Genomic DNA, 24,009 nt, shown 5'->3' with positions numbered 1-24,009 from the left:
TTCACTCCGTAATCCACCTTCACTGGCGGCCACTGTCGTTTCTCAACCTCCGCCGTAGTCCCCGGTGTTGGGCTGGCAACCTGAGGGGGTTGTTCCGTCGCTGGCACAGATTCCGCCGTCAACGGCACTACTTCACCTATATAGAGTTTCATCCCATTTTCAAGATGAATCATTCGCTGCGCTACCGCCACCATGTCCGAAGAATTTATGATATTTTCTGAATTCGGCAATTCCTGCAATTGATCAGTAAAGTCCACTTGATCAATTTCATTTTCGTGTTCAACGTATTTAATAACCGGAACATCTTTGAACTTTTCTTTTAATTGATCAATAAGCGTGGGTTGGTGCTTATCATTATTTTTATCTTCAGAGCGGGCTTTTTCATCAATCATGTCTTGATCAATACGTTCAGATTTTTCACCCTCGCTTTCTGGATTATCTCTTTTTACTTCTTCTGAATGATCAGTTTCAGAAATATCAGGTCGCTGAACTTCTTCATCAACAACAGGCACTGACCAACGATGTGCTGACCTATTAGGGGAGTGAAAATCTGGCTCATTCAATGGCTCCCGTGGTTTATCTATATCCGATTTATTCTCATTATTTCCTTGAGGATTACCTAGTAAATACTGGGAACCCCCATACATCGCCATAGCAGAAGCATTACCAAACAACACCACAAATGCCGTAGGTAACAAACTGATTCCTGCGGTAAATGGAGCCAAAGCAATTCCAATCACAGAAGCGAGAGTTAAGGTCCCTACATGAGCTATGGCTTTACTCTTATTACTGATTGAATTGGATGTTCTCAGTTTTGCTTGTTTCTTTGTTTTTGCTGTTGTTTCTTTACCTGATAACGGCAACAAAGGTGACTCTACATGCACAGCAGATGGCTGCTCATTATGCGCATGTATTATTTGGTTGCTGCCTCCTGTAATAATTGAATTTGTGACACTCACTTGAGATATTTCAGATTCAACTGCTGGAGAATCAGCATTGACATTATTATTACCTGAGGCAACAGATATTCTAGGTTCTAACATATTAAAATCTCATAATTTGTAAAATGTGAATGACCATATTCCTCAGCTCTTTTTCCTGATAATTATTTTCAGAGATAGCAACCGTTAAATACCCATCTACACGAATCATCATGCTATCAAATGTCTTATCTATGTTTGCCAATGCCTCAATGATCTCTTCAGTATTAACAATATATATCAACTGAAAAAAAGGAAGAATCGGAAGAAGCAAATAATCCTGGAAAAATTCAAACACTTGCTCTTCATTATTTTCCAGGCGCTGCAAAAAAGATTCAATATGGTCTTTCGTCATTTATTTATCACATAATAAGACAAGATCTTCATTACTCAAATCACGAATCTCTTGCGTTTCCAGTAATGTTTCAAACAAAATCACATCCAGAGACAACTTCAACGTTCCTGGCCAGGAATTTTTTCGCCCTCGGAGATATTCCGAATCAATCTTTAATTGATTTAAATCACACAGGATTGAGTAGTATTCATCGTGTATTTTAGCCTTAGCAGAGACTAAAATAGGCTGCTGCTCCCGTTCACTTTTACTGATATAACGCTCAAACTGAATGCCATACTTTCCCATATGACGAGTAAAAATATACTCAAGATAAGAGGGGGAGAATAGTTTAGTATCTACATTAAATATTCGCCGTGCCTCTAAACAGGATAAGTAAAACTCGCCACTTATTCCTACATGCTCAATACGTAGAAGAAAAACGTCCTGTTCTAAATCATCTGTATTATGTAAGCCGTTAAAATCGATAGATAAGTCTTCATTATCAAAGCGTTTACCTGCTACCCGATTAAATTGTTTAAAAAAAGCACCATCTAATTCAAGCAAAGGTAAAAAATTTTCCTTCTCTTCCATTTAAACACTCCCTCGGTTTTTCGATAGTAAAGCCAATACGTTTTGACTCATTGAAAAATCCTCATCATCAATCCAGTCCCGGAGTGTTTTTGGCATACTGCAAACAAAATTATATAATAAATTATAAACTTCCATAGAGGATTTTTCCCTGAAATCCTCTGACTGAACCAAACTCAAAATAAATGAAATATTATGAAATTTATTATCAAAAATCCCTTCAATAATGGCTAAATTTACCATTTCATCAGAGTAATCACGCAGCAGGGAAAACCACTCAATAGTCGCGGCCTTATCAAGAAAAATGTCTGGGTTTGACAATCCATTCCAGCTTAATCGTTTTGATTTATTCTTAAGCATTTCATAAGGGTCCAGACGTAAACTGCTGGTATTAGAATGTCTGATTTTCTTCGAAGGTATTTTTTTATTCATTAACACCTCTTTGCTTTAATCTAACTTTATGCTTTTCGTAACAACGGCATAAATTTAATAGCGTCATCAAATCAGATATGACATTGTCTCTTGCCAAAAGATTTTGAATAAGTTCAGCATCCACCTCGAGTAAATCATCAGTATTCATCTCTAATTTCTCAAGATACACACTTAATTTTTCATAAACATCTTTGGGGTATAAATAGCGAGAATGATATGCTGATTGAACAACAAAGAGCGTAGCATCATCCAGCTCTTCTGGTTCAGGTAACTGATCAACGTAGCCATGCCAGTCACTAATTGCTCTAAGAAGATCCCCATTAACTCGTCTGGCAAAATCGCGCTGATTTCTTCGCGTTGATTGAACAGACCTAATCCGGAATAACTTAGGTCTTTTTTTAACCAGTCGCTCAGCGGATTTGATATCACGAACTCGGCGAACCTTACCCTTATCATTAAGTTTATGTTCAGTCGCTCGGCTTGGAGATTCAGGCGATGAAATAGCCCTAATTCCCCTAAACTGTGAAAAAGAAGTTGGTAATATAGCCATATACTGATAGTGCGAGCGACAAGCGCTCGCTCCTCCTCAATTAACGGTTAGTAACCAAAGCTGCACCCTGAATAGCTTCCATCATCTTTAGCAATTGCACCAATTCATTACCTAAACTCTCAATGAATTGCGTCAGTTGCTCGTCAAATTTCTGCTTCGTTTCTTTTGATGCCTGATTTTCCTCATCATGTCGCACATTATCCGCATGTAAAAACTCAACCCCATCAGAGCCAATCTTATTGGACATTTGAGCTAAATTAGTAACATTATTATATTTAGCCGTTCTGGCTTGCTGTAATGTTGCGGAAATGTCATTACGCTGTTGTGGCGAAAGATCAGAAACTTTGCCCTCCGGCAAATGTTTATCTTTTACTGTCTTAAACTTGCTGGTTTGGTAGGCAGATGCGGTTTGTATCGTCATGGAAACAAGAGATATAGCCATATTAATACCAAATTTAACCTGCGCAGTTTCCTTTTTGTTTTGTGCCAGAGCAATGCCCAGTTCCAACGTGGACACCGCTTCATCAATTCGATTGAACAGCAACTGTGAACGCAACTCTTTTGATGAATCGATTATCATACCGATCAGTTTCATTAGCTGGCCCATGCTAACAGTCCCCGATTCAACCTGTTGATTTAGAGACTTAACCTGAGGCTCAATACTCGCCATTTTCGCGCTAATTGCCTGTAATTCCTTATTCTCTACCCCAGCCTTGAGTTGGTCTTCGAACGTAGAGGTCATAGCAGATACAGCACTGAATTGAATGTTTGACATATCTCATTTCCTTTTTACAAATGTATACTCAGCATCTTTTGATTAAACTCACGTTCATCACTCTTGATTTTGAAAAGAGATTCAAACGATTTCGTCAATGCTTTCATCGCCGTACTTAACATAATTTGAAGTTGCTGAAAGCGGGCTTCCATCTCTTCTTGTTCAGCCTTACTAACCTCAAGATCTTTCATTACTGAAGCAGATTTGATGGCATAACCACTTCCGACCACAGAAACAACATCGGATGAAACGGATGTTACCTGACCAATTCTCGCTGCTGCCAATTTACCACCTTTGGCAAACTCTTGTATTTTCGCAAATAAAGGTTCCAGCAACTTTAGTGCCTTATTAATAATATTCTGCGCTTTTCCCGCAATAGTGTTGAACGCTTTAAAGGATTTCAGCACATTCATGGCTTTTTCAACCAGTTCTACAGCTTTAGCCGTCGTACTAGCGATAGTTTTACTCGCAGAAGCTAAGATATTTCCTGGGTTAAAACTCAACACTGCCCCCACGATACCAATGATCACTTCTAATGAGACTTTTACCCAATTGCGGATTTTTTCATCAACACCACTAGCCTCAAGAATTTTATCTACAATCTTAGGCACAACGATAGCAGCGACCATAGTACCGATCATCACTGCGGCCATAACTGGATTAAACGGGGCCATGACAATAGCAGCAATAAAGCCAAGGGCCATGCCAAGCTTGCCCCAAAAACCTTTCTTCTTCTCAGCCGCTGCCTGCTCTTCCAATTTCTGCATACGCTCATTCAATTGCGCGATTTGTGCATCCTTTAATGTTGCAATCAACGCTTTTTTAGCTTCTGAATTTTCTTTGGCTGTACCAGACATACCATTAGCCAATGTCTTAGCCGCTTCAGCAATCATTCGCCACAATGCATTCTCCGATAGTGTGCTGCCTGGCAGAGGCTGTGATGGAGAAGCTGATGGTTGCAAACCCTTTTGTCCTGATTTTTGCAGCTCAGGCTGCTGCTCTTTATTTTCTTCCGTGCGGATATATCCGACATCAGAAATAATATTGATGCTAGTCATTTAACCTCCATACGAGCCTGGTAAATGGAGTTCGTTTAACCAAAAGAACGTGAACTCCGTAACACTGAGAATAAGTCTCAGAAGTGATATTTCTAATTTCTTATCAGATATTACGAGCTATTGCTAACTGCTCATCCTTGCAGATCTGAAGCCAATATTTGAGTGTCTGTTGAATCATTTTCACCTGATCACCAATACGGTTAATTTCTTCTAATTCATCTTCCGATAGCTCTCTACCAGGGAAATTACTATATAAATTAACCAAATCATTAAGATCTATACCGCTACCAAGCCAATCAAGACGACCATCTGGCAACATCCGCCAGGTTGTATTTGCTTCAAGCCAGTTTAAAGAAGCGCTGGAATACTTGACGTCTTTATCATCTAATTCAAATTTATCCTTAACGAATTTATCCACGTCTTCCAGACTGCCAGTCAATATCAGTTCAACCTCTTCCTTGCTCATACTTTTATTCTCAAGCAAAGAACTTAAAAGAAACAATCTAAGCATAGGGCTTATTACTGTGGCAGAAGTAGGATCGTTAATATTTATATTTCCCTGGCCCTTGTTAAGCCACCACCCATATTCATCTTTCCACCCTTTAATAATCTGATCGGATATGGCTTTCCCCCCACCGGCCTTCTCCAACTCTTGCATAATTTGACCGAGAAATGAGCCAGAAGGAATATTGCCATTTTTCATGATGCCGTCATAAAGTTTAGCAACCACAGCGCCAAGCTTTTCCGGGCTATTCCAGGCTTCCTCATGTAGTGAATGACTACCACTACCTGTACTTTCCAATATATGACTAATATCGACTTTATTCTGCTCGTACCAACTTTCTAGCCCATAGTCTTTTGGATTACACATGATCTCGAGTAACGCCAGCTGGAATAAATCTTCCAGATCAGTTGGCTGAACCCCATCAGCTTTTATATTGTCAAACATCAACATTAAGCTGGATCTAAACATTTCTACACCGCCATTAGTCCACCCTTGTATGCGTTCTAATTTTTGCGCGTAAATCTCAATACTGCTAGCTAATGCCAGAGCAATTGCCTGTTCAGCATTGACACCCAACATTGCCAATACAACCTGTTTTTGCTGTGTAGCTATCATTGCCAGCACTGATGTATCGGCGTCATTGGGCATTGTCGCCAAACGCTGGTCAATCTTTTCACGTTGGCTTTCAGAGCTTTCTATAATTTTTATGTTATTCATGGCCAATTGCTTTTGGCCTTTAGCATCATCATTATGATCAAAGGGAACTATTTCATTTGACGACCTACTAGAAGGATACAAAGTGTGAATCATTGATATTTTCCTATTAGTCTACGCTCTGATTCTCTGATGTTGAATTTGATAAAAATCACAATAAAATAATTTAAACTCTTTGATTTAAAAATAAAACCTGAGCATACATTTAACGTGTGATAAAATATATATAAAAACCACAACCAGCTACTGGTTGAATAGATCTTCGAAATATTCGTCACATTTTATCTATTTCTTAATTCTCATTTTTATAAATATCAGCATTAAATTACCATCATAAAACGACGCTATCAAATGTAGTGCCCCCTGTCATGTTTTAGACAGTCTAAACATTCATTTAATTTCTTATCAAATATTACGAGCTATTGCTAATTGCTCATCCTTGCAGATCTGAAGCCAATATTTGAGTGTCTGTTGAATCATTTTCACCTGATCACCAATACGGTTAATTTCTTCTAATTCATCTTCCGATAACTCTCTACCAGGGAATTCGCTATATAATTTTGTCAGCTCTTTAATTTCTATTCCATCACCTATCCAATCGATCTGGTCGGTATTATGTTTATCTTGCATCTGCCAATTAGCATGATCAATAAGCCACTGCAATGATGCACTCTTATATTTACCCTCTTGCCCATCAAATTCTGAAGCAACGAATGCATCTATTTCGTCCACAGATCCCGTTAGAATAAGCTCAACAGATTCCTTGCTCATTTCTTTATTTTCCAGCAATGAACTCAAGAGAAACAGTCTGAGCATAGGGCTGATTTCTGTAGCACTTCCAGGCTTACCGCGATTAACCCACCATCCATAATCATCCGTCCATCCACTGACGATCTGATTGGATATGGTTTTTCCCCCACCGGCCTTCTCCAGCTCTTGCATAATTTGACCGAGAAATGAGTCAGGAGGAATCTTGCCATTGCTCATGATGCTGTCATAAAGTTTAACCACCACAGCGCCAAGCTTTTGTGGGGTGTTCCAATTCGTCTCATGCAAGGAATGGCTGCCACTACCTGTACTTTCCAATATATGGCTAATATCGACTTTATTCTGTTCGTACCAACTTTCCAGCTTATATTCTTGTGGATTACACATGATCTCGAGTAACGCCAGCTGGAATAAATCTTCCAGATCAATTGACTGAACCCCATCAGCTTTTTTATTTTCAAACATCAACATTAAGCTGGATCTGAACATTTCTACGCCGCCATTAGTCCATCCTTGTATGAACTCTAATTTTTGCGCGTAAATCTCAATACTACTAGCTAATGCCTGAGCAATTGCCTGTTCAGCATTAACACCTAACATTGCCAGTACAACCTGTTTTTGCTGTGTGGCTATCATTGCCAGCACCGATGCATTGGCATCATTAGGCATTGCCGCCAAACCCTGGTCAACCTTTTCAAGTTGGTTTTCAGAGCGTTTTATCACTAAAAGCTCCTGACCTTCAGAACCATCATCCTGAGATAAGGGAGCTATTTCAATAGGCGATCTACTCAGCGTATTTAAGATGTTAATCAAAATATTTATCTCTCAAGTATCAATATAGGGCTTAAGCTGCTGCTGTAAAAATTGATAACGTTTGCAATAAAAATCACTTAAATTCTCTGGTTTAACAATATAAAATACGGCGCTAGAATTTGCGTACTCTTTTAATTTATAGTGACACAATGCAATATTTACAAATACTTCATCTAAATCACAGGTTGGATATGTTTTCAACACATTTAATAAATCCAACGCTTTTCTAAACTCTTCTTTTTCTAAATAGATAGAGGCAAGGCTACCAGGCCCCCGATGATCATAGGGACTAAGAACTGAATAGGATAAAAATACTGCCTCTGCTTCCTTTAGCTGCATATTAGCATAAAACTTAACGCCTAAATTGTATATTGATTTAAGTTGATTTATTGTGATTTTATTTGATTTTGCTAATATCGCAAGTTCTCTCTCTATCCTTTTTCCATCAAGAGAATCCAAAAAAACCTCAAAATCATCACTTGCATCATTATCTTTTTTTACATTTAACTGATGATTCATATAAGTATCTCTTTCTCTTTATTTAACATTATTTTCAATCATCCCAAAAATAAGAGATTTTAAATATTCAGGACGCCCCACTATAACCCGCCCCTCTGGTAACTTAACACCCAGTCTTAAGGACCAAACAATTGCCTGACGCCGATTAACTGCCGCTAATACGATAAGACCAAGCTCTTGCGAAGTATAACCTCCAGGTATTTCTTTGAAAAAAGCCGCCTCAGACCACAAATAATAATTCTGCGGCAGTTTTTTTCTATAACTTAACCAATCCAACCCAGTATAATTTAACCTCGCTCTCTGATATTGAGCCACGAGTGAAAGTAACTCAATGACCTTAAACACTCTGGTTCTGGACGAAGAAAACCACATAACAATTTCTTCATTACTCAATGTAGTAATAACGTCAAATGTTTCCTCATTTAGAAAACCCTTTACCAAATAGTAATGAAGAATTTTATAGTAATGCCTTTTAGATTTTTTCATCAACTATCGATTGTACTAAATATTCAACGGTTAGAATATCTCGTTCAGAAACAATGCCTTTCAAGAATTTTTCTATACTACTTTTACTGGTAGCATCTAATTCTTTAATACTAATGATAAGAACGGAGACTCTTTTACTTTCACTACCCGAAACCATCACATTAGAGCGTAATACATCAGGTATGACATTCAGCTTATTGTATATCTCTCTCCCTTCTAACAGATTACTTTTAATATTTTCTAACTTGCTTAAACTTGCAAACTTTGATTCCAACAAATCATTAAGATCCTCTGTCTGAAAGTAAAAATTGAACCTTGATAGTAGGGTCCTTGCTTCCATAACGTGAGTCTCATTAACGAAAATAGAATAACCATTTTTTGTTGAAACCAAGTCGGCGCTAATATGAGATTGATTCAATAATACTAATACTTTATTCGCAATATCTGCCGATTCAAACATAGCAATAGAAACTCCACTGCTATCCTGGCATCCTACTAACAAAAAAAAGAGAAAACCACGAATCACATTTCTCAAACGTATCATTACTGAGCCTTCATAACATCATTAACAGCTGCCGCGGATTTAGAGGCTACCTTTGTTACCATTTCATTATACATCGAAAACTGGAACACAGCTTGCTGAAGCGCGAAAGTGTCCGTAACTGTTATATGCCCTCCACTCGCATTGACTTCATTCAAAACATCAAATATCTCTTTAAAACCTTCACCTACATTATTATAAGTTTTTTCAAAAATAGTCGCTTGCTCGTTCCGTATACTCGCAATCTCAAAATCATTCATCTTTAACTCATTATCCTCTGTCTGAAAACACAACCATACTTACCACCAAAGTACCAGCCTGAAACTGCTTGTATAGTGAATTCTTCAGAATTCATTTTGATTCAAGAATTTGAATTTACCAAGTAGTCGGCATATACCGAATGAACTTCAAGATGCTTGAGTCGTCAGACATAAAAACATTTAAATTCAACAAAATAATCGTTTTGCAAACATGCACTTTGAAGTATCTTGAGTATATATCACTCATGACTTTAACATTTCCCAGAAAAATAATTTCGATTTATTAAGTACCTATTCCATTGAAGGATAAGGACTGTTTTATTACAAAACCACTGTAATCTCAGTGCTGACTGATAAATGTGATTAATCCTGTCGTTATCACTGATGAAAATAAGGATGAAAGAATAACGATATATACTAGATTTAAAAACGACTTACTCACCGCAGGAGAAATGCTATTCTGAAGGCTCAGTTCATCAGAAACGGTATTCATTTTTTTATCTTGACGACTAAAAGATAAGTTAGTTTCTTTAGGCAGCAAATTTTCTTTAATACACCAATTATCAAGTTTTTCGTCAATGATAAAAATGTATCCTTCTTTTGGTATAGTTTTTATTTCACAAGTCAAATCATCAAATCCAGATAACGCTTTCCGAAGATTAGAAACAGCCTTAGTCAACGACGTTTCATTAACAATCACTGCTCCCCACACTGATTCATGGATCTGCGTCTTATTAATCACTTCATTTGGATTTTTACAGAATAACTCTAACAGGCTTGCTTCCCTACTTCCTAACGTTATTTCCTGAACTGTAGATGAAATATTACATTTTAAGCTGTTAAAAAATACATTCCGGCCAATAACATAATCTTTCATTTTATAACACCTCTAAAATTCACACCAAATGTCTGGCTAATCAATATAATAAGGAGCTCAAACAAATCTCAGCAATAAGATCTTCTCTCCCAATGGGAGCAGATGACGTTCGTCTCCCCAAGCCTTCTACACAACGATACTATTCAACTAACCTCATCAAGCAGCACTTTATTTCACATACCATCATATTCAGCCATAAGTACCCTGAAGAAAGGAAGTTGCATTGAAAATCACACAAAATATAGTTTTTTATTTCAAAAAAATAAATCATATAGATTTACATTCCAAAATCGGCAGATAATTCAGATTTATATAGAAGTCTCAGAAAATGTGACATCTCTACTTAATCATAGCCATAACCAAAATATTTTTCCTTTTTATCATTTGACATTTGAAGTGGTTGCACTCAAAACCACAAAATTTAGCATGGAAAAGCTGTACTAACGGTAGAATTCACAGTCCGTCAAATAACCCGCCAAAAGGCAGGTTACCTATTATTTTCTTGTTGTTACTGGCCAGTTGTTATCGAGATAATTCACCATTATTAAAACTGTCTTTTTAATAAAACCTTCCACCATCTCAATTCACTAACATTCATTTTAATTCAGGGGTGAATAAATTAATCAATTTTAACTTTTACTTCACCCATTAATGATCTCATAGACAATATTAAAGGATACTAATTTATCTAACAATTTATCATCTAAATTTTTACTTTCCGCATCCAGATGAGTAAGTACAACAAGTTTTTTCTGTTTCACATTCATATGTAACTCCTCATCTGCTATAAAAACCTCCATAACTTGTGATGATTTCATTTGTAGAACCCGAAAATCTTTAATTGGTATCTCTATAAACATTAGTAATGTAAAATCATCGTCATAGGTTATATATATCTCTGCCCCGCCGTTTAGTTCAATACAAACAGGTTTATTGCCATCAAGCCGTGACAACATCACCGCATCCAAACCTAACTTCTCAATTAAAATTCTGGAAATAATATTTCTAAAATTTTTCAACGTAATCATCCTTATAACTTTACTTTTGTTAATAAAAAATTACAAAACACTAAATAATAATTGAAACTGTTCGTACACATCTTTCCCTGCATGGGTTAAAAGAATGAAAAGTACAATCAACTTTGCAGTTAATGGCAACCCTGGATCTTGTACACTGAATATAGTTTGTAATAGACCAACAGACACACCAGTAATAACAAACCAGATAGAAAATATGAAAACTCCATCTTTCAAAATACTCAAACACAATGCCGCAACATCAAGAGCAGTCATCCTCGCCTCCCTCATTGAACCATGCTTTTTCTCCAGTTATTTTAAATAAATAGCGCATACCTTTAAAGAAAACACGATAATTACGAGCCACCGGGTTGCGATAAAATGCATCAGCAGGTGAATTTTTCAAATTAGCTAAATAGGTATATTTTATACTTTCATTTAGTAATGAATTTTGAATCCAACCAGTACTATTGTCGAAATTAGAAATATTCGAACACAATGAATTAGATTTATAGACAGTATTTTTAAACATAGGACCAACACTAACTTCTACAGCAGAAAATCTTGCTCCAACAACCGCCCTATCGCAATGGTTAAAATCCTGAGCACCCTTTATTTGATTATTCTTTGGAACGTATGAATTCACTATCTTTTCTGGCGACACCATAGATAGATACTGCAATCCCTGCAGGAACTTATAGGGTAATGATAATGGGTTCTCTTTTACTATGTCGGAGAAAATATGAATATATTGAGAAACATCTTCTGTCTGGAAATCTTCCTGCTGAATTTGAGTATTATATGGCAAAGCTTCATTGCACTTACCCAATCTAGCCTTATCACTTAACCCCTGCGGTGAAAGTTTCCCCTCCATGCCCACTTTATTATTAGTTGGTGCCCTGTCAGCATTAAACCGTAAATTAGATTCTGTCTGGAAATCTTCCTGCTGAACTCGAGTGTTACCTAGCAGAGCTTTATTATATTTACCCAATCTAACATTATCACTTAACCCCTGCGGTGAAAGTTTCCCCTCCATGCTCACTTTATTATTAGTTGGTGCTCTGTCAGCATTAAACCGTACATTAGATTCTGTTAGCTGGAAACCTTCCCGCACTCGAGTACTGCCTAGCAAGGCTTTATTATATTGACCCAATCTAGCCTTATCACTTAATCCTTGCAGTGAAAGTTCCCCCCCTATACTTACGTTATCATTAGTTAGCGCTCTGTCAGCATTAAACTGTAAATTAGATGAGGCTTGGAAAGATGAAAAACAAAGATTATCCGGTTCTTTTTTTTTCACCTTCCTTTTTTTATCTTTATGAATCGATGACATTCGTTTCATCTCTTTAACAAATTTAACATCATTCATTGTTTCTTTAAGAACACTTTTAAAACCCTGATCTGCATCATCAGAATTCAAAGACTCAGGCTCATCTATACTGATTAATTCTAGTTTCATTCCCGCCTCTTAAGTCAATTGTTTTTTTAATTCATCCAATACATCTTTCCGCTTCTCTAACCTCAGTTTTTCCGATTCTGCTTTTGCTATTTCTATTTCTATTTTCTCTAACTCTTGCTGAACGACAGATACATCAAATACCAAAGATTCTATTAACGATCGAATATTCTCTCTGCGCCTAAAAAAAATTTTTAGCGCATCAATCTCATCTTCAATATCTAACATCTTCAGCTTATTTTGTGCTTTTTGTACATCTTGCCAGTAATCAGCAATGGTCATTTTCAACACATCATGTTGTTTATTAAGTTTTTTTAATTTTCGTTGCTGCTTACCAATTCCAATATCGATAATGCTAATAATCTGACAGAATTCTTTCCATCTCTTGGAGGGTTTCTTCATACTCTACCCCTTCATACCCTTGCTTTAGAAAATTCATAATTTCCGGATAGAGTTCTATCGCATTATCGGTCAATAAATCGTTACCCTTCTCGTATTCCCCTACACGAATCAATAATTCAACATCAAAGTAACGATATACCATATCTTTAATCCGTTCAGACATTTGTACATAACGTTTATCCTGAATCTTATTCTGCAATCGACTTTTACTTTTCAATACATCTATTGCGGGATATCTTCCCGTAGATGCAATCATCGTTGAATAAACCAGGTGCCCATCAATTAAAGATTTAACTTCATGTGCAATAGGATCGCTATCAATATCAGTTTCAATTAACACGGTAAAAATACCGGTAACCGAACCATAAACGGAATTACCACAACTCTCGACTAATCGTGACAAGGCGAGAGAAACACCGATAGGTATTCCTCCCTGAATAGGGGTGCCATCCAGCATCGCTTGAGCTCTGGCAAAACGAGTTAAAGAGTCAAAATAAAGTACTACTTTTTTCCCTTGCTCCATAAAGTAACGCGCAATAGAAACAGCGACCAAACCAGAACGGACTTTCTCTAATGGATTTGCTTCGGATGTCGACACAATTGTTATTGCTTTTCTAATGACTTCTGGACCTATTTCTCCTTCCAAAAACTCAACAACTTCACGAGCACGCTCACCAATCATGGCAAAGATTACAACATCTGCATCCATATTATTGGCCATAATAGAAACGGTAGTGGTTTTTCCTGCCCCTGCTGGGGCAAATAACCCTACACGTTGCCCTTCTCCGATAGTAAAAAGGCCATCAATTATTTTCAATTTAGTCGGGAATACTTTTTCAATTGAAGCCCGATTTTTCAAAGGAATAGGTTCAATCGAAATAGGTAAGTCAAAATATTCTTTATTCTTTTCAAGGTAGGCATCACCATAAAGTGATTCACCATAGCAATTAATGACCTTCCCTATTAGCGCATCTTCATTCATTGGAAAACAAAATCGACGATATGGAATTTCAACTTTCCCATTACGCTGAACAGTACCAGGTTGCAACAGTTTTATTTCTATCTGGTGCCCGGCCACTTTCATAATTTCCCCTCGGATACGCTCTCCATCAACGGTATGTACCAGACATTCCTGCCCCACAAACGTATCAACATTCACATAGCAGATAACCATATCCTGATAGGATTCTTTGACTTTAAAAAACCGTTGCAACATTAATCAATCACCTGAAATGAAACCGCAATATATCGTTTGTATTTACGCTTCGTTAACTTGGTATTTTTAAATATCTCACCTAATAACGGAATACTCGATAAAACTGGCACGCCTGATTCAGAAGATAGCGTTTCTATATTATCAAAACCGCCCAAAATAATCGTTTCATTTGGTTTAATAAATGCTTCTGAGGATAATGATTGCGAGCTGATTTTTGGCGGCTGGGAAACACCATTCTGGTTACTACTTTTATCATCATCAAAGTGTTCCTCGATATATTCAAGCTTAGCCTGAACACCACCGGAAGGAAGTACACGACCAGTAACATAAAGGCTATTATCCGCCTCTATCTTCAGGCTCTCGACCTCTTTATTAGAAACCAGATTCACCGTTATCGTATCTTTCTTACCAAAATGCCCTTGATGGTTTTCTAATATAAGTAGGTTAGTAGAATAAACACTTCGTGCTAATCCATTACTATACATGGCCTGAAAGTTATTTAAAAAATCCTTGGTCGCTGAATAAGGCAGAGTCAATATGTCATATATTCCTGTAGAACCATTCAGCATTGAGCTGTCGGCACCAAAGTGCTCTGTTCTGTCCGCAGCTACATCATACACTTTCAGGGAAAACATCAATTGTTTTCCTTTAACATCAATCATTGAGGCAATGCGTTTTGCCAGTGTAATTTCGTCCGGGGTACCGCGTACCAGTAAGGCATTAGTACCTGGAATAACTTGAACTTTTGATGTTTTTTCCGCCTCCTCTAATTTTTGCTTATCACCCTCATTTAACTTTACCTTGTAGGCACGTTCCAACATTTCACCATCTGCCACGTTTTTAAATTGGCCCATATTTGAAAGAGCGCCAGAAATAAGCGAACCTGCCCCAGGGAAATTAACCGACCCACCAAAGGTATTGATATTACGGTCAACGACAGATAGATAGTTAAACTCAATCCTGGCAATTTCAAGATCATTACCGTTTTCCAAAAATTCGTTATTGTCTGTCATGCTCGAATATGACAGAACATCATTGATAAAATTACGAGGTCCGGAAAATAATAAAGAGTTTCCTCTTTCTATCAATTTTATCTTTATCGTACTATTAGTTTGAAAAGCATATTCAAGCTCAGTTAACAGGACTTCGGGAGAGATATTCTTCGGTTTATAGGTATAATTTATATAAGACTGCCCTGACTGTACGCTTATCGTCCCACCATAAATATACCAGTCAAAATCATAGACATCCGAAAGTTTAGCCAATAATTCTGTGCCTTCTCCTCTCAGCACCTGAGTTAACGGCTGTCGACTTGTCTTATCATCTAAACCATCTACCAGTTTTAATTGCTCATCCTTCGCAATAGCAATTAAAGCCTCTTTGAGATTCATTTCATCTTTTTTCAGCATAACTTGTGCATTAGCTGTAGCGCCTATCAAGCATAGCAAGAAAAAAAATACGACCTTACTCTTCATCTAAAATTTCCTTCATTGCTTCTTGATGTTGTTTTAACATCTTAATTGTATTATTAGTTATCATATATTGAATTATAATTTCAGACATCTCATCATCAGGGATTATCTCATCATCTGTATCAGACTTTATCGACTGATTTGATACCAATTTAGTTGATTCCTCCTGTTGACTCATTTTTGTCATCATCTCCTGAAAATCTGAAGATTCATTTGGTATAGAAAAATGAAGTGAAGGAATTGATATTTCATTCATTGGAAACCCCGGTCATTTTCTGGAATAGATACAATTGGTCATTAAAAAACCATGTATTTAAAAGGATAATCACGAGTATTGTTTTTAGGTCGGCAGTAACAAATATCGACAATGAGGATTTTTTAAAAAATAGATCTACCATTACCACACAAATCGAAATAGATATGATGACAATCATATATTTACTTGCCACTATTGCGGTCATTTTCAGATAACCAACGATTAAAAAGTACAGTCTTTGAAAATCCATATCACTGTACTCTCCAGTGCCAATACTGATGTCACCATTTAGTAAGTTAATAATAGGTGTAAATAATGCACCGTTATCCAAAGCATACATAACGAATAATAAACCACTCATCCTGGCTAATGCTTCAGACTCCTCAGTAAACCGTTTATCCTGAACGGATTGTTCATTGAGTAACAAAAGTTGCTGAATAATACTCCCAACCATACTACCCAACCAAAAAGGAACTGAGACAAACAATGCAAATACCACAGCCCTAACAACCCAAAAGTAGTCTGATACTCCTCCCCAATCCTGAGAACCCACATAAACAGCAAAAAATACGGATATTGCAGTGATCGTTATATTGTCAAGAAACAATCGGGTTGGATTATATATTTTCAGAAATAAAAAGAAGGCAGCATAGCTTAACCAACTTGGGAAGAGAAAATTTTCCATCATCCGTCCAATGTATTGAACAAAATAGTCCAGCCGTCGGAAAAATAAAATACAGCCAATTTAATCGGTATTGATATGACTGTAGGCGATAGCATGCTCATACCAACACCACTAAGGACAACAGCAATTAAGAAATCTATACTGACAAATATCATATAGAGTTTAATCCCCAATTCGAACCCTTTGTATAAATCCAGTATTAGCCCCCCAAGCAACGGTTTAAGCACACTGCCACTCTCATCATTAAACGCTATGGGAAGAGTAAATAACTTTTCTAATTCCAGAGATTTACGTTCAGCTCTCGCTATTATTTCAGGGAAGTATTCGTCAATACGTGAAACCAAATGATACATAGTCACATCACCTGATTTGCTCAGTTCGTTATTGCTAAGCCCTAATCCGCTAATAGGATCAATTATCGGTATTGATTTATCATACGTATCAGTAAAATATGGCTTAATTCTTTCCAGACCGGGTTCTAAATCTCCCCAAATACTATTTAATGCTAAAAGGGCAGCTAATAGATTCACAACAATAGATGGTGGTATTTGTTGAGTCCCCATAGCATTTTTCAAAATATTCAGGACAATATTGTACTTAACAAAGCCCGAAAAGCAGATGAAAAAAACCGCTGACAGAAGCACCAGGCAAAGCAATATTACCAGGTTCACACCAGAGTAAGCATTTTCTGGACTCAACAAATGTACCATTAAAAACTCTTCTATATTAAAAATATATTTTGCTACCCTTTTTTCAAGGCAGATATTAGATATTACGTGCTGCCGCTACGATATTATCTTTTACCGCTTTTAACGTGGATGTTCCTGTCTGAGCGGCAATACTTTGGTCTGACATCAATTGCTGAAGCTTTAATGAGTCCGCAGATGAAAGGTTTAAAGCCCCTCCTTCTTCGGTATGAGCTGTTAGAAACTCTTCAATTGCTGTATCTGCAACTTTAATGAATTCCTGAAATGTGCCAGCAGCATCAATCGTAGTCAATCGACCATCTGTTAAATCGGGTTTGCTTACTGTCCCAGCCATTAGATATAACCTCTTTATAAAAAATAGAATTCTACTTTACTCATTCATACTGAAGTAGATTATTGAATACAGTTAATAACCTATATTCGAGGCACAAGACTACCCATACCATCGTAAAATCACCAGTGAAAAAAAAAGACTCAGTTTTTTTTGATTTTATGTGGTTAATCAGAAAAAATCACAAACATGAAATAGCCGCAGGAACGTTCCTCGTGTATTCTCTGTTAACTGACTGAATATGAAAACCATAATGTTTAGCTTTTAATATACCCTATGGATTTCAAGATACATCGCGGCGGCCAGGAACGAATCCCCGGGAGCATAGATAACTCTGTGACCGGGGTGAGTGAGTGCAGCCAACAAAGAAGCAACTTGAAAGATGACGGGTATATAACAATATAGAAAAACATACAGTTAAAATTATTACTGGCTCTGACATAGCCGCACCTAACAGCACCAATTGACTGCACATTCTTCAATTCTTACTCTTCCAACCATTCATTTTGTCGACTGCAATTGATTCAAAATGACCACAATTAAATTTTTTCCTTACTAAATGTGAAATTCAGATTTCTTGAGTCATATGATAGGTATCAATGTGTTTCAAGGTACCATATGAGCCAACAAAGATACGACCATGTTAAATAAATTTTCATTCTAATGCGCCCTGAGTATACTTAATCACTCAATAACACAGATAAATTTTTCTACTCATAAATTAAAAAAAAGTTACTCTAAAAATATTTTTCCAAGTAAATCAAACACCAGGGTGAAAAATATGCGATTCGGTCTAATTATTTTAATTTTGCCAGCTATATTCATTACCGGATGTACGACAAAAATATCTACAGAAAATCAGACTGATACAAAGTTCAACCAAATTAATAGCTCAGCCAAAGATTGTGTAACCGAGCTTTCTAAGAAAATAACAAGGAACGAGGGGAAACAGGTTTTTACATTTGCCTTCTATGTGAGTTCACAATCTAAACCACTTGGTAACAGTAACTATACCAAATCTGTAACAATTGGAATTCCCTATTTTACCGCGACTACCTTGGATAATGGAGATCCGGGGAGCGCCTGGCGCAGTTGTATGCTCAAACACAATGCTTTGGTTCCACAAATTAAGTTTCTGAAAACATAGTGCCAAGTACTGGCCCTGACTTTTGATCGTTCATTTTATATTCTCAATTAATCCATTTATCTTTGTAAACAGATATTCAATATCTGACTCTTGTCATAATTAAAATATGAATCTAATCAGCCCAATGTCTTTCATTAATTGCCAGTTCAATTTTTCTTTTGCAAGTATGTAATGTTATACCGAATTTGAGCACTGTATATAGAAAAATTTTAACCAATTAATCCCATTTATCATGCATATGACACTGACATGTAATCCTGTCAACTCCATACTATATTTTTCAGATTGTAACGGTCACGTAAAATCGGACACCATTGCGGCCAGTAAAAATGATTATGGATAAAATTTCACTTTTTTTCATTTTATTCATCATTATAACGGTGTGATCATTTCATTGATGAGCACCTTTGTAAAAAATTAAAAATCGCCCCCTAGATATGTGGACATGCTTTCAACAGAAATTTAAACCCAGGAATAGCCTTTCAAAAAGGCTAAATTGGAATATGAAAATGATGAGATGAAAATCTCAGTAGATAATATTAAGGACCTTTATGACAATAATAACAAATACTTCTCAATCATAAAGCATTATTGGGGTTTCAGGAACAATGGAACGAAAAAACTATTAAGAAGCTATTTTAAATGGCCAAAAATTTAAATCATACCTGTTTTCATAATGTTGTGCCGTTTTTGTTACATACAAATGATATACAGGAAGGCTTATCAAAGGGGAAGTCATAGCTGAAAATTTTTGTTATAGATAGCGTAAAACCCTGTTCAATGGCTGATATTGAACTTAAGTAACCAATCACCTTTTAACTAATTGTTTTTTTATGAATATTTTTAATTTTTTATATGGAGAGTTATGTTTTGAAAATGCACAATAGTATCATTAATACCATCAATTCCGAAATAAGTTGCTTGTCAGAAAAAGCTAATGAGTTGGAAAAAAAACAGTTTCTTCTTTTAGAAAAAATCAACGGAATAAAAAACACACCTGAAAATTTAAAAGCGCATAAAAATATTCGCTCTCAACTATCTGTTATACAACGTGATTCAAAAGAACTCCAGGAGTATGTAAGTGTAAAATCAGATAAGATCACCCAACTTCAACGTTGGGTAAAAGATGATAATCAAAATATTTCTAAACTCACAACAGCTATGGAAAGTTTAAGTAATGTAAAAAATTTGAGAGGAGAAACTGAATTAAGGCTAAAAAATGGAAAGCTCAAACCAGTCAATACAGGATGTATTAAAAATATTATTTACAAAAATCGCTACGCAGAAGAAAAAGCACAAGCGAAAGATAAATATAATTCGGGGGATAACAATTTTTCGATAAATTTTATGAAAGAAAAAATAAAATCCACAAAAGAAGATATTACTAAATCTGAAAGTGAAATATCTAAATTAAAAGATGATATAAAACCTATTCAGAAGAAAATAGATGAATTAAAAAATCAGAAGCAGGTATTAGATGAAAAGGATTCTTCGCTGAAAGAAAAGACCGCATTGAAATATAAGCCAGCGGAAATGGAATTAAAAGAAGTTGAGAATAAGTTAAATAATATTCAATCTAAAAAGCTTAAGTTAGAAGCTAAGCTTGTTGAGTATCATAAAAAAGCTAGCGCAAGGTTGTTAGAATTCGGGCGTATTTACCACTCTAATGCTGGATGCTCAGTATTAAATAAAGCAGCAAGAGAGATATATCGAAAAAATAACCTTAGTAATTTACCACGCATCAGTAGTACAGAAATCTATAATGAATACTACAAAGCCCATGCTGATAATTATCGATCAGGTGAATGGAAGGAATTGAAATCATTGATAGAACAAAGTTGTCGAGGAGATACAAAAGACATAGTTCAGGCTGCGACAGATGATCTCTATCAGCCCCAAGGAAAAATGATAAAGACTTTCCGGGGACAAGGTATTACAGAAGCTGGTTATAATAAATTAGTAAAGAGCTTTGAAAATATCAAAAAGAAAAACCCAGAGCAAATTCCAGTATTCAAGGCTGCTCAGTTTTTCTCAACATCAAAAACTAAATCTGTAGCAGAAGGATTTAGCGTTGCCGGAAGAGGAGAACGTGCGATATTATTTGTTGTGCAAGGTAACAGTGGTAGGAATTTAAGTGTTGATCATGGCCTGCAATTTAACAATGGTGGTGAAAATGAAATTTTATACTCACCAAAAGCATGCTTTGGAGTGAGTAAAATTGAAGGGAATACCATTTATTTACAGGAAACTAAATACTATGAAGATGCACCAGTTATGCCATACGAATAACTGGACAATGGCAGGAACTTGCACGGCATTTCTGCTTATTATTACTATTAGTAACAATAGGCCCAGATAAACAAAAATCATTAATATTAATGCAGGCGGCAATATCGCCTGCATTATCAGTATTATACCTGTTAGCATATATATACAGACAATTTTAATCACATTGTCCAGGAGAGAATAATGTTATTAATTTACTTTAATCAGTAAACCAACCATGCACCTGATTACAGATATACCCAATAGATTTCAAGTTGCAGTGCGGCGGCAAGTGAACGCATCCCCAGGAGCATAGATAACTAGGTGACTGGGGTAAGTGAATGCAGCCAACAAAGCAGCGGCTTGAAAGATGAAGGGTATATACTCAAGACACTTCAAAGTGCATGTTTGAAAAATGATTATGCTGTTGAATTTAAATGTTTTTATGTCTGACGGCTCAAGCATCTTGAAGTTCATTCGGTATATTTATTATTTAAAATATCTCGCCAATAATAAGGGAAAAATAAAGTTATCGAGCAACCTTTTAATATCATCCCAAATGCTATCTTTATTATACTCTCCGCTGAATATGACAACTACAGTGTCTAACTCCGGGCATATCAACAGAACCTGACCGCCATTTCCTATAACAGAGAACCATTTGAAATATTTATTCAACTCGCAAGAATAGTAACCGCCAATAAACCAGTGATATCCATAGCACTGATAATCGCTATCATCTGTTTTTACCCGAACCTTAAGAATCTCCTCTATCCATGCTGAGGGAATAACATCAATACCGTTATACCGTCCCTTATTTAGCATCAATCGACCGATTTTCAACAACCCCCGACCTGTCAAACGAAGCCCAGATGCCGCTGAGTCAACACCATCCATTCCTTTATACCAATGAAATTGACTTATCCCTAACCTGGTAAATAAGGTTTTATCCCCAAAATTAGCCAGGGTATGCCCAGAAGTTCGATCAATTATGCCCCCCAGTAATGCTGAACATCCTCCTGAGTAGTTCCACTTCTTGCCCGGAATACTAATAACTGGTTTGGAAAATATATAATGATACCTGTCTGGTGAATTCTCCATTGCGATTTCATCATTTTTTATATCATCATATGGATAGTTTTCATTCCAATCCATACCTGATGTCATTGTTATGACATGCTCTACTTTCAATCCATCATATGAATTATTTTCCCTATATTCAGGATATACGTTAATTAACCTATCCTGGAGTTTTGGAACCTGATGATATTCTATTGCCGCTCCATATAAAATAGCTAAAATACCTTTGGTAATGGACCTCACGTCATGTAATTTGTCCTTGTCAAAAGTCACTTTGCCGATTTTATCTCCCCAGCATTCATCTTCTCCAGAAAAATATTTCTCCAGAACTATTTTGTCATTCTGAGAAACCAATAAAGCATGTATGTTAGGATATAAACAACCCTGTAACGCTCTATCAAAATCAATATTTAATAACATAATTTGATCTCTATTTAAAATAATAAATTCAATCTATTCTTTTATATTATAATAACAACAAGATTTACATAAGATTACGTGCGGCTTTTAAATATTATTTTTATTCCTCCAGCGCCAGTCTTAACTCCACAGGAACTGTTATTATATTAAATTTATCCTCTGATACATTTTCAATAATGAAATGGTTAATAAATAGGAGATAACTAAAAGATTGAAGCAACCGTTTTTAAAATTTTTAAGCATTACTTTATTTTTTATTAAAAATAATAAAATCGTCTATATTATAGCCTAATTTAATCGTGATATAAAAATGTTCTCATCGATCGTTGTTTTAATCATTGATTGCTAAAACCTATCAATAATTAATTTATGATCGTTTTTATCGATTTTATGTTGATTTTGTTTTTTAACTTTGTATTATCTAAAAAAATATCAATAGTGGCTGGTTTATAACCTCCACATACCTTCCTGAAGAGTTAATGATGCTACCGACAGTTCAATGTTATATTTAATTTAAATACAATAGGCTATAAGGTTATATTGCCAATTTTATTTATATGTAGATCATTTAATCTAGCCAATGGGTAAATAAAGACATATTGACAAAATAAATATCAAAATTAAATATAAATAGAGGAAATATAATGTGTAAAAAAAATGATTATAAAAATCAGATTGAGTATCTGGCAACGGAATTATGTATATTGAAGTCAGAGAACTATTGGATTGTGAAAAAATTATTGGAGCAAGAAGTTGTTCTACAGCAACTTAAGCATATGGTTGACGACAGTTTAACGAGTAAATCTGTTGAATTATCATGATGTGTAAGTGTAAGTATCAGTACATCACTGCTCATCGTATATAATGAGTTTAAAATAAATAATAAACTTAAAAATATGCCACTGTGACGAGCCTGATTGTTGTTGAAATCAAAGGCTCCTTATTAATTATATCTGAAGATCTTCAACGCACGGAATTGTCAGCCAGGTGGCGTTCTGCAATATGTATACCCGTAATCATTGAAGATGCTTGATTTTATCCGAAATGGAGATCATTATCCTCGCTATGAAAATATTTATTACATCAGAACAAAAAATCAAACTTGAACGTCTTCACGACACCACTCGCGATGGTCAAGTACGAGACAGAATAAAAGCCATCCTTCTGGCTTCTGAAGGGTGGAGTTCTGTGATGATCGCCCAGGCATTGCGACTCCATCAGACCACCGTTGACCGCCATATCAGTGATTACCTCAATCAAGGTAAACTGAAATCGGATAATGGGGGGTCTGACAGTTTGCTTTCCCGAGAACAAACTGATTTTTTAATCAACCATTTATCTCAACATCTTTTCCAT

At 36.0% G+C, this 24,009-nt stretch carries 29 protein-coding genes; 4 read left to right on the top strand and 25 right to left on the bottom strand.

What is annotated here, in order from left to right; translation table 11 throughout:
• From BO26_RS15995 to BO26_RS15880, 24 genes are all read right to left on the bottom strand, one after another.
• The coding region (locus BO26_RS15995; RefSeq protein ID WP_036773141.1) for a hypothetical protein at positions 1-1,043 on the bottom strand (1,043 nt) is incomplete at its 3' end.
• Between the two features lies 1 nt (position 1,044).
• A complete protein-coding gene (locus tag BO26_RS15990; RefSeq protein WP_036773138.1) occupies positions 1,045-1,335 on the bottom strand; it encodes a hypothetical protein in 291 nt (96 codons plus the stop codon).
• Positions 1,336-1,905: a hypothetical protein gene (locus BO26_RS15985; RefSeq protein ID WP_036773136.1), complete on the bottom strand. Its 570-nt coding sequence runs from the start codon at positions 1,903-1,905 to the stop codon at positions 1,336-1,338.
• Positions 1,906-2,334, bottom strand: coding sequence for a hypothetical protein (locus tag BO26_RS15980; protein WP_036773133.1), 429 nt, complete (start codon positions 2,332-2,334; stop codon positions 1,906-1,908).
• Positions 2,327-2,884: a hypothetical protein gene (locus BO26_RS15975; protein ID WP_036773131.1), complete on the bottom strand. Its 558-nt coding sequence runs from the start codon at positions 2,882-2,884 to the stop codon at positions 2,327-2,329. Before BO26_RS15975 ends, BO26_RS15980 begins: the two co-directional genes overlap by 8 nt.
• A gap of 40 nt (positions 2,885-2,924) precedes the next feature.
• Positions 2,925-3,659, bottom strand: coding sequence for a hypothetical protein (locus tag BO26_RS15970; protein ID WP_051691017.1), 735 nt, complete (start codon positions 3,657-3,659; stop codon positions 2,925-2,927).
• A 14-nt stretch (positions 3,660-3,673) separates the two neighbouring features.
• Positions 3,674-4,717, bottom strand: coding sequence for a type III secretion system translocon subunit SctE (locus BO26_RS15965; RefSeq protein WP_036773128.1), 1,044 nt, complete (start codon positions 4,715-4,717; stop codon positions 3,674-3,676).
• Positions 4,718-4,820: 103 nt separating this feature from the next.
• Positions 4,821-5,939, bottom strand: a complete 1,119-nt coding sequence (locus BO26_RS15960; protein WP_236637484.1) for a hypothetical protein — start codon at positions 5,937-5,939, stop codon at positions 4,821-4,823.
• Between the two features lie 402 nt (positions 5,940-6,341).
• Positions 6,342-7,427, bottom strand: a complete 1,086-nt coding sequence (locus BO26_RS15955) for a hypothetical protein (RefSeq protein WP_236637483.1) — start codon at positions 7,425-7,427, stop codon at positions 6,342-6,344.
• A gap of 102 nt (positions 7,428-7,529) precedes the next feature.
• On the bottom strand, positions 7,530-8,036 hold the full coding sequence (locus tag BO26_RS15950) for a hypothetical protein (RefSeq protein WP_036773120.1): 507 nt from the start codon (positions 8,034-8,036) through the stop codon (positions 7,530-7,532).
• Positions 8,037-8,054: 18 nt separating this feature from the next.
• Positions 8,055-8,522: a hypothetical protein gene (locus BO26_RS15945; RefSeq protein WP_036773117.1), complete on the bottom strand. Its 468-nt coding sequence runs from the start codon at positions 8,520-8,522 to the stop codon at positions 8,055-8,057.
• Positions 8,509-9,066, bottom strand: coding sequence for a type III secretion protein (locus tag BO26_RS15940; protein ID WP_081861923.1), 558 nt, complete (start codon positions 9,064-9,066; stop codon positions 8,509-8,511). The genes BO26_RS15945 and BO26_RS15940 overlap by 14 nt, the downstream gene beginning before the upstream one ends.
• Complete coding sequence (locus BO26_RS15935; protein WP_036773115.1) at positions 9,066-9,323, bottom strand: hypothetical protein; 258 nt, start codon at positions 9,321-9,323, stop codon at positions 9,066-9,068. Before BO26_RS15935 ends, BO26_RS15940 begins: the two co-directional genes overlap by 1 nt.
• 340 nt (positions 9,324-9,663) lie before the next feature.
• Positions 9,664-10,200, bottom strand: a complete 537-nt coding sequence (locus BO26_RS15930; protein WP_036773112.1) for a winged helix-turn-helix domain-containing protein — start codon at positions 10,198-10,200, stop codon at positions 9,664-9,666.
• A 641-nt stretch (positions 10,201-10,841) separates the two neighbouring features.
• Entirely contained in the window at positions 10,842-11,228 is a 387-nt protein-coding gene (locus tag BO26_RS15925) for a hypothetical protein (RefSeq protein ID WP_036773111.1), read from the bottom strand.
• Positions 11,229-11,258: 30 nt separating this feature from the next.
• Positions 11,259-11,492 (bottom strand): flagellar biosynthetic protein FliQ, encoded by a 234-nt coding sequence (locus tag BO26_RS15920; protein WP_015835584.1) that lies wholly within the window; start codon positions 11,490-11,492, stop codon positions 11,259-11,261.
• Positions 11,479-12,675 (bottom strand): hypothetical protein, encoded by a 1,197-nt coding sequence (locus tag BO26_RS15915; protein ID WP_036773108.1) that lies wholly within the window; start codon positions 12,673-12,675, stop codon positions 11,479-11,481. The genes BO26_RS15920 and BO26_RS15915 overlap by 14 nt, the downstream gene beginning before the upstream one ends.
• Before the next feature lie 9 nt (positions 12,676-12,684).
• Complete coding sequence (locus BO26_RS15910; protein WP_036773105.1) at positions 12,685-13,074, bottom strand: hypothetical protein; 390 nt, start codon at positions 13,072-13,074, stop codon at positions 12,685-12,687.
• The gene (gene vscN2 / locus BO26_RS15905) at positions 13,028-14,290 is read right to left on the bottom strand and encodes a type III secretion system ATPase VscN2 (protein ID WP_036773104.1); all 1,263 of its coding nucleotides are present in this window, start codon (positions 14,288-14,290) and stop codon (positions 13,028-13,030) included. Before vscN2 ends, BO26_RS15910 begins: the two co-directional genes overlap by 47 nt.
• A complete protein-coding gene (locus BO26_RS15900; RefSeq protein WP_036773101.1) occupies positions 14,290-15,765 on the bottom strand; it encodes a secretin N-terminal domain-containing protein in 1,476 nt (491 codons plus the stop codon). Before BO26_RS15900 ends, vscN2 begins: the two co-directional genes overlap by 1 nt.
• On the bottom strand, positions 15,755-16,018 hold the full coding sequence (locus tag BO26_RS15895) for a hypothetical protein (protein ID WP_036773100.1): 264 nt from the start codon (positions 16,016-16,018) through the stop codon (positions 15,755-15,757). Before BO26_RS15895 ends, BO26_RS15900 begins: the two co-directional genes overlap by 11 nt.
• A complete protein-coding gene (locus BO26_RS15890; RefSeq protein WP_081861922.1) occupies positions 16,011-16,706 on the bottom strand; it encodes a type III secretion system apparatus protein VscT2 in 696 nt (231 codons plus the stop codon). Before BO26_RS15890 ends, BO26_RS15895 begins: the two co-directional genes overlap by 8 nt.
• On the bottom strand, positions 16,703-17,413 hold the full coding sequence (locus BO26_RS15885; RefSeq protein WP_036773097.1) for an EscR/YscR/HrcR family type III secretion system export apparatus protein: 711 nt from the start codon (positions 17,411-17,413) through the stop codon (positions 16,703-16,705). The genes BO26_RS15890 and BO26_RS15885 overlap by 4 nt, the downstream gene beginning before the upstream one ends.
• 55 nt (positions 17,414-17,468) lie before the next feature.
• The gene (locus BO26_RS15880; RefSeq protein WP_036773094.1) at positions 17,469-17,744 is read right to left on the bottom strand and encodes a hypothetical protein; all 276 of its coding nucleotides are present in this window, start codon (positions 17,742-17,744) and stop codon (positions 17,469-17,471) included.
• A 778-nt stretch (positions 17,745-18,522) separates the two neighbouring features.
• Here BO26_RS15880 and BO26_RS15875 point away from each other — a divergent pair.
• Both BO26_RS15875 and BO26_RS15870 read left to right on the top strand, forming a co-directional pair.
• Complete coding sequence (locus BO26_RS15875) at positions 18,523-18,888, top strand: hypothetical protein (protein ID WP_036773091.1); 366 nt, start codon at positions 18,523-18,525, stop codon at positions 18,886-18,888.
• Between the two features lie 921 nt (positions 18,889-19,809).
• Positions 19,810-21,177, top strand: coding sequence for a hypothetical protein (locus tag BO26_RS15870; protein WP_236637482.1), 1,368 nt, complete (start codon positions 19,810-19,812; stop codon positions 21,175-21,177).
• Between the two features lie 465 nt (positions 21,178-21,642).
• Here the strand turns inward: BO26_RS15870 and BO26_RS15865 are convergent, their stop codons facing one another.
• On the bottom strand, positions 21,643-22,653 hold the full coding sequence (locus BO26_RS15865) for a serine hydrolase domain-containing protein (RefSeq protein WP_051691016.1): 1,011 nt from the start codon (positions 22,651-22,653) through the stop codon (positions 21,643-21,645).
• 644 nt (positions 22,654-23,297) lie between these two features.
• Between BO26_RS15865 and BO26_RS24205 the strand changes: the two genes are divergently transcribed.
• Positions 23,298-23,474 (top strand): hypothetical protein, encoded by a 177-nt coding sequence (locus BO26_RS24205; RefSeq protein WP_236637481.1) that lies wholly within the window; start codon positions 23,298-23,300, stop codon positions 23,472-23,474.
• A 244-nt stretch (positions 23,475-23,718) separates the two neighbouring features.
• A partial coding sequence (locus tag BO26_RS15860; RefSeq protein ID WP_036772244.1) for a helix-turn-helix domain-containing protein occupies positions 23,719-24,009 on the top strand: 291 nt, incomplete at its 3' end.

The sequence above is a fragment of the Photorhabdus australis DSM 17609 genome (assembly GCF_000711895.1).
Lineage (GTDB): Bacteria > Pseudomonadota > Gammaproteobacteria > Enterobacterales > Enterobacteriaceae > Photorhabdus > Photorhabdus australis.
The sequence above is the reverse complement of the archived record's forward strand: the minus strand, read 5'-3'. Positions and strand labels throughout refer to the sequence as shown.

Bases quoted from the DNA above. Each gene is read 5' to 3' on its own strand.
- BO26_RS15990 (WP_036773138.1), bottom strand. From the start codon at position 1,335: ATGACGAAAGACCATATTGAATCTTTTTTGCAGCGCCTGGAAAATAAT.
- BO26_RS15985 (WP_036773136.1), bottom strand. From the start codon at position 1,905: ATGGAAGAGAAGGAAAATTTTTTACCTTTGCTTGAATTAGATGGTGCT.
- BO26_RS15980 (WP_036773133.1), bottom strand. From the start codon at position 2,334: ATGAATAAAAAAATACCTTCGAAGAAAATCAGACATTCTAATACCAGC.
- BO26_RS15975 (WP_036773131.1), bottom strand. From the start codon at position 2,884: ATGGCTATATTACCAACTTCTTTTTCACAGTTTAGGGGAATTAGGGCT.
- BO26_RS15970 (WP_051691017.1), bottom strand. From the start codon at position 3,659: ATGTCAAACATTCAATTCAGTGCTGTATCTGCTATGACCTCTACGTTC.
- BO26_RS15965 (WP_036773128.1), bottom strand. From the start codon at position 4,717: ATGACTAGCATCAATATTATTTCTGATGTCGGATATATCCGCACGGAA.
- BO26_RS15960 (WP_236637484.1), bottom strand. From the start codon at position 5,939: ATGAATAACATAAAAATTATAGAAAGCTCTGAAAGCCAACGTGAAAAG.
- BO26_RS15950 (WP_036773120.1), bottom strand. From the start codon at position 8,036: ATGAATCATCAGTTAAATGTAAAAAAAGATAATGATGCAAGTGATGAT.
- BO26_RS15945 (WP_036773117.1), bottom strand. From the start codon at position 8,522: ATGAAAAAATCTAAAAGGCATTACTATAAAATTCTTCATTACTATTTG.
- BO26_RS15940 (WP_081861923.1), bottom strand. From the start codon at position 9,066: ATGATACGTTTGAGAAATGTGATTCGTGGTTTTCTCTTTTTTTTGTTA.
- BO26_RS15935 (WP_036773115.1), bottom strand. From the start codon at position 9,323: ATGAATGATTTTGAGATTGCGAGTATACGGAACGAGCAAGCGACTATT.
- BO26_RS15930 (WP_036773112.1), bottom strand. From the start codon at position 10,200: ATGAAAGATTATGTTATTGGCCGGAATGTATTTTTTAACAGCTTAAAA.
- BO26_RS15925 (WP_036773111.1), bottom strand. From the start codon at position 11,228: ATGATTACGTTGAAAAATTTTAGAAATATTATTTCCAGAATTTTAATT.
- BO26_RS15920 (WP_015835584.1), bottom strand. From the start codon at position 11,492: ATGACTGCTCTTGATGTTGCGGCATTGTGTTTGAGTATTTTGAAAGAT.
- BO26_RS15915 (WP_036773108.1), bottom strand. From the start codon at position 12,675: ATGAAACTAGAATTAATCAGTATAGATGAGCCTGAGTCTTTGAATTCT.
- BO26_RS15910 (WP_036773105.1), bottom strand. From the start codon at position 13,074: ATGAAGAAACCCTCCAAGAGATGGAAAGAATTCTGTCAGATTATTAGC.
- vscN2 (WP_036773104.1), bottom strand. From the start codon at position 14,290: ATGTTGCAACGGTTTTTTAAAGTCAAAGAATCCTATCAGGATATGGTT.
- BO26_RS15900 (WP_036773101.1), bottom strand. From the start codon at position 15,765: ATGAAGAGTAAGGTCGTATTTTTTTTCTTGCTATGCTTGATAGGCGCT.
- BO26_RS15895 (WP_036773100.1), bottom strand. From the start codon at position 16,018: ATGAATGAAATATCAATTCCTTCACTTCATTTTTCTATACCAAATGAA.
- BO26_RS15890 (WP_081861922.1), bottom strand. From the start codon at position 16,706: ATGATGGAAAATTTTCTCTTCCCAAGTTGGTTAAGCTATGCTGCCTTC.
- BO26_RS15885 (WP_036773097.1), bottom strand. From the start codon at position 17,413: ATGGTACATTTGTTGAGTCCAGAAAATGCTTACTCTGGTGTGAACCTG.
- BO26_RS15880 (WP_036773094.1), bottom strand. From the start codon at position 17,744: ATGGCTGGGACAGTAAGCAAACCCGATTTAACAGATGGTCGATTGACT.
- BO26_RS15875 (WP_036773091.1), top strand. From the start codon at position 18,523: ATGCGATTCGGTCTAATTATTTTAATTTTGCCAGCTATATTCATTACC.
- BO26_RS15865 (WP_051691016.1), bottom strand. From the start codon at position 22,653: ATGTTATTAAATATTGATTTTGATAGAGCGTTACAGGGTTGTTTATAT.
- BO26_RS24205 (WP_236637481.1), top strand. From the start codon at position 23,298: ATGTGTAAAAAAAATGATTATAAAAATCAGATTGAGTATCTGGCAACG.